14 protein-coding genes are annotated in these 16964 nt (G+C 37.6%); 4 read left to right on the top strand and 10 right to left on the bottom strand.

All coding sequences use genetic code 11. The features are described 5' to 3' along the window. Nucleotides 1–87 precede the first annotated feature (87 nt). Nucleotides 88–1110 (bottom strand): YeiH family protein, encoded by a 1023-nt coding sequence (locus M1D66_RS01640; protein WP_000438432.1) that lies wholly within the window; start codon nt 1108–1110, stop codon nt 88–90. 151 nt (nt 1111–1261) lie between these two features. Here M1D66_RS01640 and M1D66_RS01635 point away from each other — a divergent pair, with 151 nt between their 5' ends. The 4 genes from M1D66_RS01635 to abc-f all read left to right on the top strand — a co-directional run bounded on the left by M1D66_RS01635 (nt 1262) and on the right by abc-f (nt 5025). After that, nucleotides 1262–2155: a LysR family transcriptional regulator gene (locus tag M1D66_RS01635; protein ID WP_001099987.1), complete on the top strand. Its 894-nt coding sequence runs from the start codon at nt 1262–1264 to the stop codon at nt 2153–2155. Nucleotides 2156–2206: 51 nt separating this feature from the next. Beyond that, the gene (locus M1D66_RS01630; protein ID WP_025686682.1) at nt 2207–2575 is read left to right on the top strand and encodes a MerR family transcriptional regulator; all 369 of its coding nucleotides are present in this window, start codon (nt 2207–2209) and stop codon (nt 2573–2575) included. A 4-nt stretch (nt 2576–2579) separates the two neighbouring features. Then, complete coding sequence (locus M1D66_RS01625; RefSeq protein WP_000497611.1) at nt 2580–3125, top strand: flavodoxin family protein; 546 nt, start codon at nt 2580–2582, stop codon at nt 3123–3125. 265 nt (nt 3126–3390) lie between these two features. Next, complete coding sequence (gene abc-f / locus M1D66_RS01620) at nt 3391–5025, top strand: ribosomal protection-like ABC-F family protein (protein WP_025686684.1); 1635 nt, start codon at nt 3391–3393, stop codon at nt 5023–5025. A 100-nt stretch (nt 5026–5125) separates the two neighbouring features. Here the strand turns inward: abc-f and M1D66_RS01615 are convergent, their stop codons facing one another. From M1D66_RS01615 to secA, 9 genes are all read right to left on the bottom strand, one after another. Next, a complete protein-coding gene (locus M1D66_RS01615; RefSeq protein ID WP_000637523.1) occupies nt 5126–5437 on the bottom strand; it encodes a heavy metal-binding domain-containing protein in 312 nt (103 codons plus the stop codon). A gap of 65 nt (nt 5438–5502) precedes the next feature. After that, nucleotides 5503–7218: an ABC transporter ATP-binding protein gene (locus tag M1D66_RS01610; RefSeq protein ID WP_242554946.1), complete on the bottom strand. Its 1716-nt coding sequence runs from the start codon at nt 7216–7218 to the stop codon at nt 5503–5505. A gap of 313 nt (nt 7219–7531) precedes the next feature. Then, a complete protein-coding gene (locus M1D66_RS01605; RefSeq protein WP_086385576.1) occupies nt 7532–8734 on the bottom strand; it encodes a PDZ domain-containing protein in 1203 nt (400 codons plus the stop codon). Between the two features lie 91 nt (nt 8735–8825). Then, entirely contained in the window at nt 8826–10262 is a 1437-nt protein-coding gene (locus tag M1D66_RS01600; RefSeq protein WP_000830313.1) for a S41 family peptidase, read from the bottom strand. A 118-nt stretch (nt 10263–10380) separates the two neighbouring features. Then, on the bottom strand, nt 10381–11274 hold the full coding sequence (gene ftsX / locus M1D66_RS01595; RefSeq protein WP_000645027.1) for a permease-like cell division protein FtsX: 894 nt from the start codon (nt 11272–11274) through the stop codon (nt 10381–10383). Beyond that, nucleotides 11264–11908, bottom strand: coding sequence for a cell division ATP-binding protein FtsE (ftsE, locus tag M1D66_RS01590; RefSeq protein WP_001986924.1), 645 nt, complete (start codon nt 11906–11908; stop codon nt 11264–11266). The genes ftsX and ftsE overlap by 11 nt, the downstream gene beginning before the upstream one ends. A gap of 327 nt (nt 11909–12235) precedes the next feature. Then, nucleotides 12236–12559: a cytochrome c551 gene (gene cccB / locus M1D66_RS01585; protein ID WP_000727971.1), complete on the bottom strand. Its 324-nt coding sequence runs from the start codon at nt 12557–12559 to the stop codon at nt 12236–12238. 440 nt (nt 12560–12999) lie between these two features. After that, nucleotides 13000–14098 (bottom strand): peptide chain release factor 2 gene (gene prfB, locus M1D66_RS01580; RefSeq protein WP_096001716.1). Its coding sequence is split into 2 segments (ribosomal slippage): nt 13000–14025 and nt 14027–14098, totalling 1098 coding nucleotides; the frame shifts between segments, so codons are not numbered across the junction. A 144-nt stretch (nt 14099–14242) separates the two neighbouring features. Further along, the gene (secA, locus tag M1D66_RS01575) at nt 14243–16750 is read right to left on the bottom strand and encodes a preprotein translocase subunit SecA (RefSeq protein WP_000579385.1); all 2508 of its coding nucleotides are present in this window, start codon (nt 16748–16750) and stop codon (nt 14243–14245) included. Nucleotides 16751–16964 lie beyond the last annotated feature (214 nt).

Raw genomic sequence — 16964 nt, 5'->3', positions numbered from 1 at the left:
TTTTCAAATATACCGACATCCGTAGCGCTACTATAATCATAAGAAAAAGCTGTTCCCAAATACCATCGGGAACAGCTTTCTCCTCTACTACATAAATCCTAACGCATATACAAGAACGTATCCAAGAACCGATAAGCAAACCGAGCCAATCAGCCCTGCCACGAATGCTTTACTTCCTAATTTACGGAACGTTTTAAACTCTACATTTAAACCGAGCCCTGCCATCGCCATTGCGATAAGCATGTAAGCAAGAACAACAATGTATCCCGCAACAACTTCTGGAATAATCCCGAGCGAATGCACTGCACTCATCGCTAAGAACCCGAAAATGAACCATGGTATTGGAAGTTCGCGCCACGATTTCTTTTCTTTGCTACCTTCACTCTTACCAAACCATAGACCAATTAAAATCGCTACTGGCACAAGCATTGCTACGCGCGTTAACTTCACAATAACTGCGATGTCTACAGCAGTACTTCCTCCTGGCGCCGCAGCTGCGATGACATGAGCGATTTCATGAAGCGTCGCACCTGAGAATACACCATAACCGTACGGAGATAAACCAAGCACTGGATATAATAACGTATAAATAAGCGTAAATATGGTACCTAAAATCGCGATGATTGCTGCCCCAACTGCTGTTTCATCGTCCTTCGCTTTCACTTGCGGTGCAATTGCCACGACCGCGGCTGCGCCGCAAATTGCCGTACCGCATGCTGTTAAAATCCCAAGTTTCTTTTCTACTTTAAATACTTTCGTTAGTCCGTATACAACAAAAATAGTAAATGTAATAACAACCGCCGCGATGACCAATACTTTCGGTCCCGCCTTCGCAATATCAACAAGATTTAATCGCATTCCAAGTAAGATGATCCCAAAGCGCAGCAACTTCTTACTCGCAAAGTTCGTTCCTGCTATCGCATCGTGAGGAACTCCAATTGCAGCGCGCCAAACCATCCCAATTAGAATAGCAATTACTAATTGTCCCATAATATTTAAAAATGGAAGCTCTGCTAAATATTTCGCAGCAATTGCGATTAATAATGTAATCCCAATTCCTTGCGAAAATCCAAAACGCTTCTTCTTTTGTATAACAAGTGTTTGTTCCATTTTGAACCACTCCAATAATCGTATTGGAACATGCATGTTCTTTCTACTTACATTATAAGAGAGTTTCTATAATAAGTTTAATACCAATACCAAATCTCTATCATCAGAAATACTTATGATAAGATGATAGAAAAAGAAAGGAGCCCATTATATGAACGTAGACATTTTAAAAATTTTTGTTACTGTCGTTGAACAGAAACACTTCTCCCGTGCAGCAGAATTATTAAACCTTTCACAGCCTGGAGTAAGTATGCATATACGCAACTTAGAAAACGAATTTGGCACTACGCTTATTCAACGCTCCCCGAAGCACGTCCAAGTTACTGAAGCTGGAAACATATTATATATACATGCAAAGCAAATGCTCTCTCTTTACGAAGATGCTAAACAAGAAATTAATGAACTACATAACGTTGTAACAGGAACACTTCGCATTGGTGCTAGTTTTACAATTGGCGAATACTTACTTCCAAAAATACTGGCTAACTATGCGAATGAAAATCCACACGTCGAAGTTCATACTTTCATCTCAAATACAGAAGACGTTTTGCAAAGCCTTCGCTCTAATCAAATTGATATCGGCCTAGTGGAAGGACAAGTCGTATACGCCGACGTAGATGTTGAAACATTTATGCAAGATGAAATGAAGCTCGTCGTCCCGCCAAATCATCCATTACTCCGCACAAATGAAATAAATGAAAGTACACTCCAAGATCAAGTATGGGTATTAAGAGAAAGTGGTTCTGGTACACGCGCTTATAGTGACCGCTTTATTCATCAACACCATTTAAAAATGAAACGATTCTTTACATTCAGTAGTATCCAAAGCGTAAAGGAAGCTGTTAGTGCCGGGCTTGGCATCGCTATCCTTTCTGATTGGACTGTACGGAAAGAGCTATTAGCAAAAGAACTATTCCACGTCGAAGTTCCAAATGAACAACTAATCCGTCCGTTTTCCATCGTGCGCGGTAAATATTTCATTCCATCTAAAGCCATTCAAGTGTTCTTAAATCATGTAGATTCTTTTGCGAAAAAACAGAGTTGACCTTCACATTAGTGTGAAGGTTTACAATACATGTAAAAGGAGTGAAATACATTGCGAATTGGAGAATTATCAAAAGAAACTGGCGTTAGTGAAAGATCACTAAGACATTACGAAGAAAAGGGCTTACTCCCTTCTAAGCGCCTTGCAAATGGCTACCGTGATTTTGATGAAAGTGCCATCGAAAAAGTGGAGCTTATTCAAATGTACTTACAAATCGGCTTAAATTTAGAAGAGACGGCAAGGATGCTGCGCTGCCTTGAAATTGAACCGCACCTGTACGACAATCCTTGCAGCAGTATCCTTACGCTTTACGAAGATAAACTCAATGAAGTAACAAAGCAAATCACATTACTTTCCAACATCCAAACGAATTTGCAAAAACACGTTTCACTCCTAAAACAAGCAAAAGAAAAGGAATGATTACATGTTTGTTATACATGGCAGTTCAAGACAAAACGGAAATACAGAAGCTTTAACACATATGATGATAGAGGACATTGAAACAGAACAAATTTATTTGCGTGATCATACCGTCTATCCTATTACAGACCAACGTCATGATGCAGAAGGATTCCAATCCGTAAATGATGACTATGAGCAGTTAACCAAACGCATGCTAGAGCACGACACGATTATCTTTGCTACACCATTATATTGGTACGGAATGAGTGGACATATGAAAAACTTTGTTGATCGCTGGTCGCAAAGCTTGCGCGATACATCTCTTCATTTCAAAGAAAAAATGAAAGGCAAAAAAATGTATGTTGTCATCGTTGGCGGGGATAATCCAAAGCTAAAAGCATTACCGCTTATTGCTCAATTCCAATATATCTTTGATTTTGTTGGTTCTTCATTTGAAGGTTATGTTATTGGAGATGCGAATGGACTGGATGAAATTAAAAACGATGCTGAGGCGCTGGCAAAAGCACAATTGTATAATAATAAATTCAAAAATAGCGAACAGAAATAAGTTTGACAAACCCTTTTGTATGCGCATACAATAAAAGTAATATTATGAAAGGAAGGTACTTTGACCAATGAAGTTCTAATTCTCTTATTTATTTCATCCATCACAAATAGTGAACAAAAATGATGAAAACTAGCAGGGGATTAGTCTGTCCATTTGTCGATACTTTCTTTCGAAACGATCATGTAAAAAATCGTTTATTTATGTACGATTTTTTACATACAAGGGCGACGTTTATCCTCTCTAGTGAAACTAGGGAGGTTTTTTTATGACTATTTTATTCGCACGTAATATTGAAAAGAGCTTTGGTGATCGCACACTATTTACATTACCATCACTGGAAATTCAAGCACAGGATCGCATAGGAATTGTCGGAGTCAACGGAGCTGGTAAATCTACGTTATTACAAATATTAAGTAAAGAAATAGAAGCTGACAGAGGCATAGTAACTCATCATAGTTCTATCGCCATCATTCCTCAGCTCAGCGAAGAACTACCGGAAACCGCTTCTTCTCTCGCAAAAGGAAAATGGAGTATTTCAAACGTTACCGACGCAATGAGCGGCGGTGAACGAATGCGACTAAAGATTGCGCATGCTCTCGAACAAAATGCAGGCATTTTATTCGCTGATGAACCAACAAGCCACTTAGATATGGTCGGTACAGAGCAATTAGAAAAGGCACTTTCATCTTATAAAGGGGCACTTGTTTTAATATCGCATGACCGTGAATTTCTAGATAATATATGTACCAAAATTATTGAAATTGAAGACGGTATTATTCAAGAGTACAAAGGTAATTATTCAAACTATCGAAAACAAAAAGAACGTGAACGAATACAAAAACAAGCAGAATATGAGCAATATATACAAGAAAAAAATCGTTTAGAACAGTCCATTCTACAAAGAAAGCAACGTGCTTCTAACATGACAAAAATCCCAACACGGTTCAGTTCATCTGAATCTAGACTTTATAGGTTAAGTGGGGCTCATGGCCAAGAACAGGTTAGTAAAGCAGCGAAAGCATTAGAGACACGTCTCGAAAAACTAGAAAAGAAGGAAAAGCCAAAGGATCTTTCTCAAGCTCAATTTGACGTGCAATACCATACACCCATTCATAGTAAGGTGGCAGTACAATTCAATAAAGCAACAAAGAAAATAGGCGACCGTATACTATTTAAAAATATGAATGGAACTATTGCCCCTGGTGCAAAGCTTGCCGTTTTAGGGGCAAATGGAAGCGGCAAAACCACTTTGTTCAACATGCTTCTCACAAACGAGCGTGGCATGCAGCTATCGAAAAGTTGTAAAATTGGATACTTCGAACAAACATTATCTATTTTAAAAACAGATAAAACCATTTTAGAAAATGTTCTAGAAGAAACAAACTATACAGAAGCATTCGTTCGCACAATACTTGCACGACTTCTATTCCGCCGTGAGGATGTTCATAAACCTGTGCACGTTCTAAGCGGGGGTGAACGAATGAAGGTTGCACTCGCAAAAGTATTTTTAGGAAACTATAATATGCTTCTGCTAGATGAACCGACAAACTATTTAGACTTAGCGACGCAAGAAGAATTAGAAACCATGTTACAAGAATATCCTGGCACAATACTTTTCATTAGCCATGACCGTGCCTTTATTCGCTCTGTTGCAGACCATATTCTACAAGTAGATGAGAATGAACCAAGAATCTTCCACGGTAATTACGAGCAATACACAAAAAGAACCACCGGAGATTCTGTAAACGTTACTGAGCAAGAAATGTTACGATTACAAACAAAATTAACAGAAGTCATCGGCCGGATTTCCATTCCAAATCATCACGATGACATCACATCTCTCGAACAAGAATACGCAAAATTATTAACTCAAATTCAAAAATGTAAAGAAGCACTCTAATGTCTTCCCTATATATCGACGGGGCATTCCACATTTCCCAAGAAATATTGAATCTTCGACATAGAATACAAAAAGCCGTGCATCAGCACGGCTTTTCATTTTAGATACGGACAGCAGTCCCGCTCACAGCAACCATTAGCATTCCTTCGCGAACTACCTCGTAATCCACGTCGATACCAACAATTGCATTTGCATTTTTTTGTCTTGCAAAAGTTTTCATCTCTTCCATTGCGATGTCGCGTGCTTCTTTTAATTTACTTTCATAAGCACCCGCACGACCGCCGACAACGTCACGGACGGAGGCGAAAAGGTCACGAACGATATTCGCGCCCATAATCGCTTCTCCATTGACAATATCGATGTACTCAATAATTTCTTTTCCTTGAATTGTAGACGTTGTTGTTACAATCATACTTTATAGCCTCCCATATGAGATTTTCACCTACTTATGGTGCACTAATTTTGTACAAATTATATTTACGAACTAAACTGAGCTTCGTATAACCTACTGTATCCTCCACCTTGCTCAATTAATTCATTATGTGAACCTTGTTCTGCAATACCATCTTTATTTACAACAACGATGCGATCTGCATTTTTAATCGTTGCAAGTCTGTGAGCGATAACTAATGTTGTACGGCCAACAGATAGCTCCGCAAGCGATTTTTGAATCGCAAGTTCTGTCTCTGTATCTAATGCAGAAGTTGCTTCATCCAATATTAAAATTGGGGGGTTTTTCAAGAACATACGAGCAATAGCTAGACGCTGCTTTTGTCCACCTGAAAGTTTCACGCCGCGCTCACCGATAACAGTATCTAAACCGTCCGGCTGTGAGTAAATTAAATCTTCTAATTGCGCACGTTTTACTGCCTGCCAAATTTCAGCTTCTGATGCTTTTAAATTTCCGTAAGCGATATTTTCACGAATTGTTCCTGAGAATAAGAACACGTCTTGCTGCACAATTCCAATTTGCTTACGAAGTGAAGATAATGTCATATCTTTCGTATCAATTCCATCAATTTGAATCGATCCAGATGATTGTTCATAAAAACGTGGTAATAGGCTACATAACGTCGTTTTCCCAGCTCCTGATGGTCCAACGAACGCAACTTTTTCACCTGCATGTATTTTCAAACTAATGTCATTTAAAATCGGTTCTTTGTTTTCATATCCAAACGTAATGTTGTTATATTGAATATCACCGTGTACATGCTTCACTTCCATTGCATCTTTAGAGTCTACAATGTCAGGCTCTGTTTCAAGAAGCTCTACATATCTTTTAAAACCGGCTATTCCTTTCGGATAGCTTTCGATTACCGCGTTAATTTTTTCAATTGGGCGGAAGAAAATATTCGTTAATAGAACGAATCCGATAAATCCACCGTACGTTAATTCTCCTTGCAGAACAAACCATGTACCGCATATTAAGACGAAGAGCGTTACGAGACGCATGAGCATATAACTAATCGACGAATTTAACGCCATAATTTTATACGCCATTAATTTTGTTGTACGGAAACGAGCGTTGTTAACAGCAAATTGCTCTTTCTCAAACTTTTCATTTCCGAATGCTTGTACAACACGAATTCCACCAACATTGTTCTCAATGCATGCATTAAAATCAGCAACATCTGAGAATAAACGTCTAAATGTACCTGTCATTTTTTTATTGAAGTACAGCGCTAACCATAATAGGAATGGAATGACGAAGAACGTTAATAACGCTAACTTCCAGTTGATCATCATCATAAATGAGAATGCCCCAACTAAAGTCATTACGGCGATAAATAAATCTTCTGGTCCATGGTGAGCAATTTCCCCAATTTCCATTAAATCGTTTGTAAGGCGTGAAATTAAATGACCTGTTTTATTATTATCAAAAAATCTGAATGATAGCTTTTGAATATGATCAAATAATTTCTGCCTCATATCTGTTTCAATGTTAACACCAAGCATATGTCCCCAATATGTAACGACATATTGTAAGCCTGCATTTAACATATAAACTGCGAGTAAACCGAAACAAGCCCATAAAATAAGCGTCCAGTTTTGCCCTGGCAATAACTTATCAATAAATTGATTTACGATAAGCGGGAAGCCGAGTTCTAATAATCCTGCGACAACCGCACAAGAAAAGTCGAGTATAAATAAACCTTTATACGGTTTATAGTACGAGAAAAATTTACGCAGCATATCTTACCTCCATTTTCCAAAATTAAAAAGACTCCCTAAATGATAACCATTATCAAATAATTATTCAAGTTATCCGTCTATGAAACTGAAAATAAGCTTTGCGATAGTTGTCGTTTTTTTGCTGGAAAGTCGATATATTCGAATAATCGCCGATATATTTCGAGTTGCGCTGATATATTTGCAAAATCGCCGATATATTTCAAGTTGCGCTGATATATTCGGATAATCGCCGATATAAATTTCATTTACTAACTACTCTCCCATCCCCCAAAAACAAAAAAGGTACCACCACAAGGTGATACCATTCCTTCTATTACATCGCTTCCGAATCCCACTCATGCTCCTGTTCAACGAATACAATACCTAATTCGTGATGTCCACCAGCATATAATGCAGTTTGTGCAAGACGAAGCTCACCATTTGTATCTAATACTTCTAATTTACAAAATGCTCCTGTCGTCTTCGTTTGAAGCGCATCATAAAATTCCTCGGCGCTTTTTGGAATGACTCCATTTACTTTCGTAATAATTTCTCCAGGCAGTAATTTCAGCTCTGCTCCAATTGTATTTGGAATTGTATCTAGTACAACCAGCCCATCATTGCGTGCAGCAAAATACGCTGGTCTTGTTTCATCGGCAATTTTTTCTTGCATCGAAATTGTGAAACGCCCAAGCATAGCGACTCCCATCGCGATAATTGCAAGTACGTGCCACCAGTAACTTGCGATTCCTAAAACGAGCACAAGTCCTGCTAATCCGTACACACGTCTTCCTGTAAATAATAAAGCTTCCGTCGGCTCATAACTTCTAATCCTTCTCATAAATCCAATTAAAAATGGAACGAGGAATAGAGAATATGCATTTGAACCTATTGAAACGACAGGCCACCATGAAATAAACTGCGTTACCGCATCACCCGGTACAAGAATAAAAATAGGAACGATCCATAAACGCTTTGATTCGTGTAAACCAATCTTTAATCCACGCTTCCCCTGCCTAATCCTCGGCGTCGAATATCCTACTGCGTTTTTAGAAATCAATAAGCCTTCTACAATAAGCATAACGCCTAGTAAAATAACAAGGGATACAATGGTACTCTCTTCACCTTCTCGAAGCTGTAAAAAGGAAACTGGTAGCTTAGAAGATAATAGAACACATACAATCGCAATGCTAAATGTATAAGCCGCCGATAAACATCGATACATAGCCGTTAATCCAAATAGTAACGTCCAAATTAAAATGGCCCATAAGCTTGCTTTAGAAACAACAAGTCCAAGCCCAATCGTAATAATAGATACTACTAATCCGTATCCAATCCCTGCAAATAGAGAGGTTCGCAGTTCAAACCAAATATCATAAACTTTAAAAGAAAAATCTTTTCGTTCTCTTAACATACGTAAGTATCCAACGAAGATACTACTTATTACAAATATATAGACAGCAGGGTGTAAGAAAAAACGTCCAACTGCCCGCATTATTTCAAAAATCCACGCCTCCACGAACTCATTCACCACCATTTATATCATTCTTTCTTTTTATATTATCATAACTAAACAAACGTTTGTTTAACACAAAAAAATACAGGCAGCAAACTGCCTGTATTTCTTCTTATTTTGCCATTAATTTTAATGCTGACTGTAATTGTAGATCATTTTCTCCAGAACGGATTTTTTCGATAATTTTAGTTTGAATCGCTTCAGCTGTCTTTTTATCAAGCTGTCCTGTCGCTTCCATTTCATTTGCATTTTGGAATGCTTTCAAAGCCGATTCTGTCTCTTTACTAAAGTATCCATCTTCACGACCTGGTACATAACCTAAGCTCTTAAGCATTTCCTGAGCATGTTTTACTTGTACATCATTTGAATTGTATGAAAGTGTTTTTTCAATTTGAATTGGTGTCGCATGATAATAATTTGGTTGCTTCACTTCTACTGTTGGCGCGATTCCTTTTTTATGAATCCAGTTCCCATCCGGCGTTAACCATTTAAACATCGTTAATTTAATGTTGCTGCCGTCTTTAAATGGAACAGCTTGCTGGACAGTACCTTTACCAAATGTCTTTTCACCAATTAAATCGTATCCTTCTCCTTCTTTTAGCGCACCCGCTAAAATCTCTGAAGCAGAAGCACTTCCATTATCAATTAATACTGAAATTGGATATGGTTTTCTCTCTTTCAGTTCCGTAGAGAATTTCTTCTTCTCACCATTTCGCTGTTCTACTTGTAGCATCGGCTTTTTATTCGTCATAATTTCCCCTAGTATATCTTCTACACTATTTAAGTAGCCACCAGGATTACCACGCACGTCAATAACTAAGCCTTTTATATTTTTCTTCTCTAACTCTTTTAACTGATCCTTAAATTCTTTCGCTGTATTTTCAGCAAAAGAAGTGATTTGCATATAACCGATATCTTTTCCGCTCTCTTGCTTCACAGAACTAAACACTGTAAAGATCGGAATCTTTTCACGCTTAATTTTAAATACAATCGGATCAGTTACTCCCGCACGTTTAATTTCAATTGCGACAGTCGTTCCCTTTTTACCACGAATTTTTAATACTGCTTCTTCACGTGATAAGTCTTTCACACTGTTTCCATCTACAGATAAAATTTGGTCATTCGGTTTAATTCCTATCTTTTCTGCTGGTGAACCTTTAATTGGCGATACGATAATAAGCTTACCGTCCGTCTTGTTCACCTCAGCCCCAATCCCCTCTAATTCGGGATCAAGCGATTCACTAAACTGTTTGGCTGTTTCTTTATCCATATACGTGGAATAAGGGTCCTTCAGCGTAGACAACATACCTTGTATTGCACCTTCAACTAACTTTTCATCTTTCACGTCTTCCACATAACGTGAATCAATTAGTGCATACGCCTCATTAATTTTTGCCAAATTCCCTTGCGCAGTGCTAGCATTCCCACTCGAAATTGTTTGCGTTACTTCTGATGGGTTAACCCCAAATACAGACATGCCTGCAAACATTCCGCCAGCACCAATTAAAAATGCAACAACCATTCCAATAATTGCAACTCTACGTTTCAATGCGGAATTCCCCTTTCCAAAACACACAGGTGGTGTAGCAAAAGGCATCACACAGTGTGTGATGCCTTTACCTATTTCTACTATATGATAAGCTTGTACGAATTATGTTTGCAACTTTTTATACTTTTAAGAAGCGACGAATTGACATTACACTTCCCCACATACCGATTAAAGCACCGATTAACACTAGTAAACCAGCTAATTGGAATACGAACGGACTGTATGGTAGAAGCTCGAAAATTGTTCCGCCAAGTTTTTCATTAAACACACCTTGCAACGAATTATACGTAATTAGAATTAGGCCAATTGGAATAATTGATCCTAATACTCCTAAGAATAATCCCTCTAGCAAGAATGGCCAACGAATAAACCAGTTTGTTGCACCAACAAGTTTCATAATTTCAATTTCTGTACTACGAGCATAAATTGTAATTTTAATTGTATTAGAGATTAAGAACATCGCTGTGAATAAAAGACCAGCAATTAACGCAATCCCAATGTTACGACCAGTTTTTACAGTATCAAATAATCGTTCAACTTGCCCTTTTCCGTACTGAACATTACTAACAAACTGCATTTTTTCAACCTTCTTCGCGATTGTCGCTGTATCGGTTGGTTCTTTTGCTTTTACAACGAATACGTTTTTAAGTGGGTTATCTTGTTCAAATAACTCAAACGTTTTTCCACTATCACCTAAGCTTTTAATTAAACGTTTTAACTCTTCTTCTTTAGAAGAATATTTAATAGAATCTACTTTTGCAATCTTACTCATATCTTCTTCTAATTTCTTTTGATCCGCTTCTTTTGCAGCTGGATCAATGTGTACACGAATCTCTACATCTTGCTCTACTTTCGTCGCAAAATGGTTCATATTCATAATCGCTGTTAAAAAGACACCTACAAGTAATAATGTAACTGTTACTGCACTAACAGAAGCAAATGTCATCCATCCGTTACGTGATAGATTCTTTACACCTTCTCGCAAATGTCGACTAAGGGTCTTAGCCTTCATATCCGTATCCTCCCTCAATCTCATCTCGAACAATTTTTCCGCCTTCAATCGCGATTACACGATGACGGATTGTATTTACGATATCTGCATTATGCGTCGCCATAACAATCGTTGTGCCGCGCTCATTAATGCGAGTAAAAATATTCATAATATCAAGAGCTGTTTCAATATCTAAGTTACCTGTTGGCTCATCGGCAATTACAACCTTTGGTCTATTTACAATTGCTCTTGCAATAGCCACACGTTGTTGCTCCCCGCCCGAAAGCTCACTTGGAAGTGCGTCTGCACGATCTTCAAGGCCTACAAGACCTAGAACTTCTGTTACACGCTCACGAATTGCATCCGGTTCTTCTTCAATTACTTCTAAAGCAAACGAAACATTCTCATATACCGTTAATTTAGGTAGCAATTTGAAATCTTGGAAAATCACGCCTAATTGACGACGAAAATACGGAACGTCTCTTTCTGCCAATGTTTCGATAGTAAGTCCATTTACATTAATAGATCCTGTAGATGGTTTCTCTTCACGATACATCATTTTAATAAATGTAGATTTTCCGGCTCCACTCGGTCCAACTACGTATACGAATTCACCTTGTTTAATGTTAACTGTAAGACCAGCAATGGCTTTCATACCATTCGGGTACTCCTTATAAACATTCGTCATTTTTATCATTATTTATCACCCAATACTTAATGATTTTTTTCGAAATACTTTTCTGTACATCTGAAAACAAAAGACATCCTTCATTTTCATTTAGTCATCCTTGTTGAAGATAGTTTACTTATGCTTTCTCATAAGCAATACCACTCTATGTAATATATTTCAGCAAAATTCTACAAACCCCATTGTAACATCAAACGGTTTCCAATTTGGATACATTTTTGTTACAGTTATGTTACATACCAGAAAAAAGGAAAACGAGTTGACTATATTATCAACTCGTCCATTTCACCTTTTTTATTTATGTTCAGCTAACCATTCAGACACTTTTTTCGCATCTTCACCTTGAATAAGTCCTGGTGACATTGAACCGCGGCCTTTTTTAATAATCTCTTCGATATCTGCAGCGTCGTACTTACCGCCTACTTTTCTTAAATCAGGTCCAGTTGCCCCTGATAAATCTGTTGCGTGACATCCCGCACAACTTCTTTGGAAAATTTGTTCTGCGCTGTCTGTGCTTGCAGACTGTTTCGAAGACTTACTCTCTTCTTTATTTCCGCATGCTCCTAAAGCAAAAACAACCGATGTCCCTAGCGCAATAGCCAACAATTTCTTTTTCACTTCTATCGCTCCCCATTGTTGATATTCTTTTTATTCCTAACACACTCATTTTCATTATAAGCATTATCTTTATATAGAAAAACTAAGGTGTATTTCATATTCCTCAAAAATACAGTGAGAACCTTGATAAAATAAAGCTTTCATAAGTTGTTTCAATTCTGTGAACAACTAAAAAAACTTCTATAAAGCATCCTTTTTAAAAGGAAAATTAGAAAAGTTCTATATAAATCTTTACCATATTACCGCTCTATTTTACTATTCTCTACTTTTTACAAAACAATATACAGCATTGTAATCTACATATAATCCCATCAAAAAGAGAAGTTGTCGTTTCCAACTTCTCTTCCTCTTTACTTCATCTATAAAAATAAAATCAAATTCTTTATATCCTCTATTGTCCTCAGCATGCGCCAACAATTTCGTTGGCTTTTTTTCGCTTATTAGATGCGAGAACGTAAGTAAGCATCAATAAATGGATCAATCTCTCCATCCATAACAGCTTGTACGTTACCAACCTCCGTATTTGTACGATGGTCTTTTACAAGAGAATACGGGTGGAATACGTAAGAACGGATTTGGCTACCCCATCCGATTTCTTTTTGCTCTCCGCGAATTTCATCTAATTCTGCTTGTTGCTCTTCTAGTTTCTTTTGATATAATTTCGCTTTTAACATTTTCATCGCATGCTCACGGTTTTTAATTTGAGAACGCTCCGACTGACATGTTACAACCGTATTTGTCGGTGTATGTGTAATACGAACTGCTGAATCTGTCGTATTTACGTGCTGTCCACCAGCTCCACTTGCTCGGTACGTATCAATTTTTAAATCTTCTGTACGTACTTCGATTTCAACTTCATCATTGAACTCTGGTACAACTTCACAAGATACGAATGATGTATGACGACGCCCTGAAGAATCGAATGGTGAAATACGTACAAGACGATGTACACCTTTCTCTGCTTTTAAGTAACCGTAAGCGTTATGACCTTTAATTAATAAAGTTACACTCTTAATACCAGCTTCATCACCTGGTAAATAGTCAACCGTTTCTACTTTGAATCCGCGTTTTTCAGCCCAGCGTGTGTACATACGTAATAGCATAGAACCCCAGTCTTGTGACTCAGTTCCACCTGCACCTGGATGTAATTCTAAAATCGCATTATTTTTATCATAAGGATCACTTAATAGTAACTGAAGCTCATACTCATTCATTTCTTGAATTAATCCTTTTACTTCTGATTCTAATTCCTCATGTAAATCTTCATCATACTCTTCTTTTAAAAGCTCATGCGTGATTTCTAAATTTTCGAACGTCTCATCTAACTGACGGAACTTTCCAACCATATCTTTTAACGCATTCGCTTCATTAATTACAGCTTGTGCGCCTTGTTGGTCATCCCAAAATCCTGCGCCCATCATTTTCTCTTCTAATTCTGCAATTTGTTTCTCCTTAGTAGGGAGGTCAAAGAGACCCCCTAAAAGCCGCTAATCGCTTAGCCATTTTCTCTAATTCCTGTCTAATTTCTACTAATTCCATTTCCTTCACCTCTATGTAATTGCTGTTACTTTCGTATGAAAACAAGGGAAACTCTCTCCACTTATTACGGAGAGAGTTTAATCCTTCTTAATTATACATTTTTGATATAAAAGTTTGCAAAACAGCCTAAGCTACCGTCCTATATTACTGAACGATACCACAGCAGTTTTTATATTTTTTACCGCTACCACATTTACATAAATCGTTGCGGCCCACTTGGTCACCTTTTACAACTGGCTTTTTCTTTGCTTCTTCGCCATCGCTAGAAGGATGAACAGCTTCACCTTGAACAACTTCTTGACGTTCTAAGTTTTGTTCAATTTCAGCTTTCATAATGTAACGAGAAATTTCCTCTTCAATAGAAGCAACCATTGACTCGAACATCGCGAACCCTTCCATTTGGTACTCACGAAGTGGATCGATTTGACCATAAGCACGTAAATGAATACCTTCACGAAGGTGATCCATCGCATCAATATGCTCTGTCCATTTCGTATCTACAACGCGGAATACAACAACCTTCTCAAACTCACGCATTTGCTCTTCTGGCATAAGCTTTTCTTTTTCATTGTATCGCTCAATTAATTTCGCAATAATTGGCTCGCTCATTTCCTCAGGAGCAAGGCGACGTAATTCTTCTTCTTTTACATCTCCGTCTTGAAGAAGGTTTGTATTTAAGTAGTCAACAAGACCTTTAATGTTCCAATCTTCTTCAATTTCCTCTTGTGTATGAAGAGCAACAGCACGTTCTACTGTAGATTTCATCATACCTTCAATAATGCCGCGTAAGTTGTCAGACTCCATTACCTCTTGACGCTGTTTGTAAATAACTTCACGTTGCTGACGAAGTACATCATCATATTGCAGTAACTGCTTACGTGCATCATAGTTATTTCCTTCAACACGTTTTTGTGCAGATTCTACCGCACGAGAAACCATTTTACTTTCAATCGGCTGAGAATCATCCATACCAAGGCGGTCCATCATTGCTTTCATATTATCTGAACCAAATCGGCGCATTAATTCATCTTCCATCGATAAGTAGAACTGCGTAACACCAGGGTCCCCTTGACGACCAGCACGACCACGTAACTGATTATCAATACGACGACTTTCGTGACGCTCTGTACCGATAACTGCTAAACCAACGTTTTTCACATCGTCTCCAAGCTTAATATCTGTACCACGACCTGCCATGTTCGTCGCGATTGTTACAGCACCTTTAATACCAGCCTCTGCAATGATATCTGCTTCACGAGCATGGTTTTTCGCATTTAAGATGTTATGACGTACACCTTTACGCGTTAACATTTTTGAAATAAGCTCTGAAGTTTCAATTGCAACTGTACCTACAAGAACAGGTTGTCCTTTTTTATGACGATTTACAATATCCTCCACAACAGCATTGAACTTACCTTCCATTGATTTAAAGATTAAATCGGCACGATCATCACGAATAATCGGTTTGTTTGTCGGAATTACAATAACGTTCATATTGTAAATGTTACGGAATTCCTCTTCCTCTGTTTTCGCTGTACCAGTCATACCAGATAATTTTTCATACATACGGAAGTAGTTCTGGAATGTAATTGTTGCAAGCGTCATGCTTTCATTTTGAATTTCTACACCTTCTTTTGCTTCAATCGCTTGGTGTAATCCTTCGCTATAACGACGACCTTTCATAAGACGACCAGTGAATTGGTCTACAATTACGATTTCGCCTTCTTGTACAACATAATCTGTATCACGATGCATAACAACGTGTGCACGAAGCCCCTGATTAATATGGTGAAGAAGTGCTACATGTTTTAAATCGAATAAGTTTTCAATATGGAAAGCTTTCTCTGCTTTCGTAATACCATCTTCTGTTAGCATTACATTTTTCGTTTTCACATCAAATGAATAATCTTTTTCATTTTCTAACGTACGAACAAATGCATTTGCAAACATGTATAGCTCTGTTGATTTTTGAGCTTGTCCTGAAATAATAAGCGGCGTACGTGCTTCATCGACTAAAATAGAATCGACTTCATCGATAATAGCAAAGTGAAGTGGACGTTGAACGCACTGCTCTTTATATAAAACCATGTTATCACGTAAGTAATCGAATCCAAGCTCATTATTTGTGCTATACGTAATATCAGCAGCATAAGCCTCTTGTTTCTCTTCGCGTGACATACTATTTAAGTTAATTCCTACCGTTAAGCCAAGGAACTCATGAAGTTGTCCCATTTCGCTCGCATCACGTTGTGCTAAATATTCATTGACTGTAACAACGTGAACACCTTTTCCTGTTAAAGCATTTAAATATACAGGTAATGTAGATGTTAACGTTTTACCTTCACCCGTTTTCATCTCAGAAATATTCCCTTCATGTAAGGCAATACCACCCATTAACTGTACGCCATATGGACGCATTCCAAGAACACGAGTTGCCGCTTCGCGAACAACTGCAAAAGCTTCAGGTAGTAGATCATCTACTGTTTCACCTTTTGTTAGACGTTCTTTAAATTCAAGCGTCTTTCCTTTTAATTGTTCATCAGTTAGTGGCTTAATAGATGACTCTAATGCATCAATTTGCTCAACTGTCTTTTGCATACGTTTAATTTGGCGTTGATTTACATCAAACACCTTTTTTAAAATACCGATCATAGGAAATACGCTCCTCTTTTTATTAAAATAAAACTTCCGATTGTTTTTCTTTTTCTCTATTACAATCAGTCGTTATAAAAATCAAATGTATGTTATGCCAATTTTTCTCCTAATTAAAAAAACTAAAATGTATATACCTAATGATAATTGTAACACTTGTCTTATAACTATGACAACAATCGGCCGATTGTCTCGTTCTAAATTAAGAAAAGTT

Source organism: Bacillus sp. PK6-16 (assembly GCF_056530295.1).
This window is presented reverse-complemented; position numbering and strand designations above follow the sequence as displayed.

Coding starts and splice junctions, on each gene's coding strand:
- M1D66_RS01640 (WP_000438432.1), bottom strand. CDS start 1,110: ATGGAACAAACACTTGTTATACAAAAGAAGAAGCGTTTTGGATTTTCG.
- M1D66_RS01635 (WP_001099987.1), top strand. CDS start 1,262: ATGAACGTAGACATTTTAAAAATTTTTGTTACTGTCGTTGAACAGAAA.
- M1D66_RS01625 (WP_000497611.1), top strand. CDS start 2,580: ATGTTTGTTATACATGGCAGTTCAAGACAAAACGGAAATACAGAAGCT.
- abc-f (WP_025686684.1), top strand. CDS start 3,391: ATGACTATTTTATTCGCACGTAATATTGAAAAGAGCTTTGGTGATCGC.
- M1D66_RS01615 (WP_000637523.1), bottom strand. CDS start 5,437: ATGATTGTAACAACAACGTCTACAATTCAAGGAAAAGAAATTATTGAG.
- M1D66_RS01610 (WP_242554946.1), bottom strand. CDS start 7,218: ATGCTGCGTAAATTTTTCTCGTACTATAAACCGTATAAAGGTTTATTT.
- M1D66_RS01605 (WP_086385576.1), bottom strand. CDS start 8,734: ATGGTGGTGAATGAGTTCGTGGAGGCGTGGATTTTTGAAATAATGCGG.
- ftsX (WP_000645027.1), bottom strand. CDS start 11,274: ATGAAGGCTAAGACCCTTAGTCGACATTTGCGAGAAGGTGTAAAGAAT.
- ftsE (WP_001986924.1), bottom strand. CDS start 11,908: ATGAAAGCCATTGCTGGTCTTACAGTTAACATTAAACAAGGTGAATTC.
- secA (WP_000579385.1), bottom strand. CDS start 16,750: ATGATCGGTATTTTAAAAAAGGTGTTTGATGTAAATCAACGCCAAATT.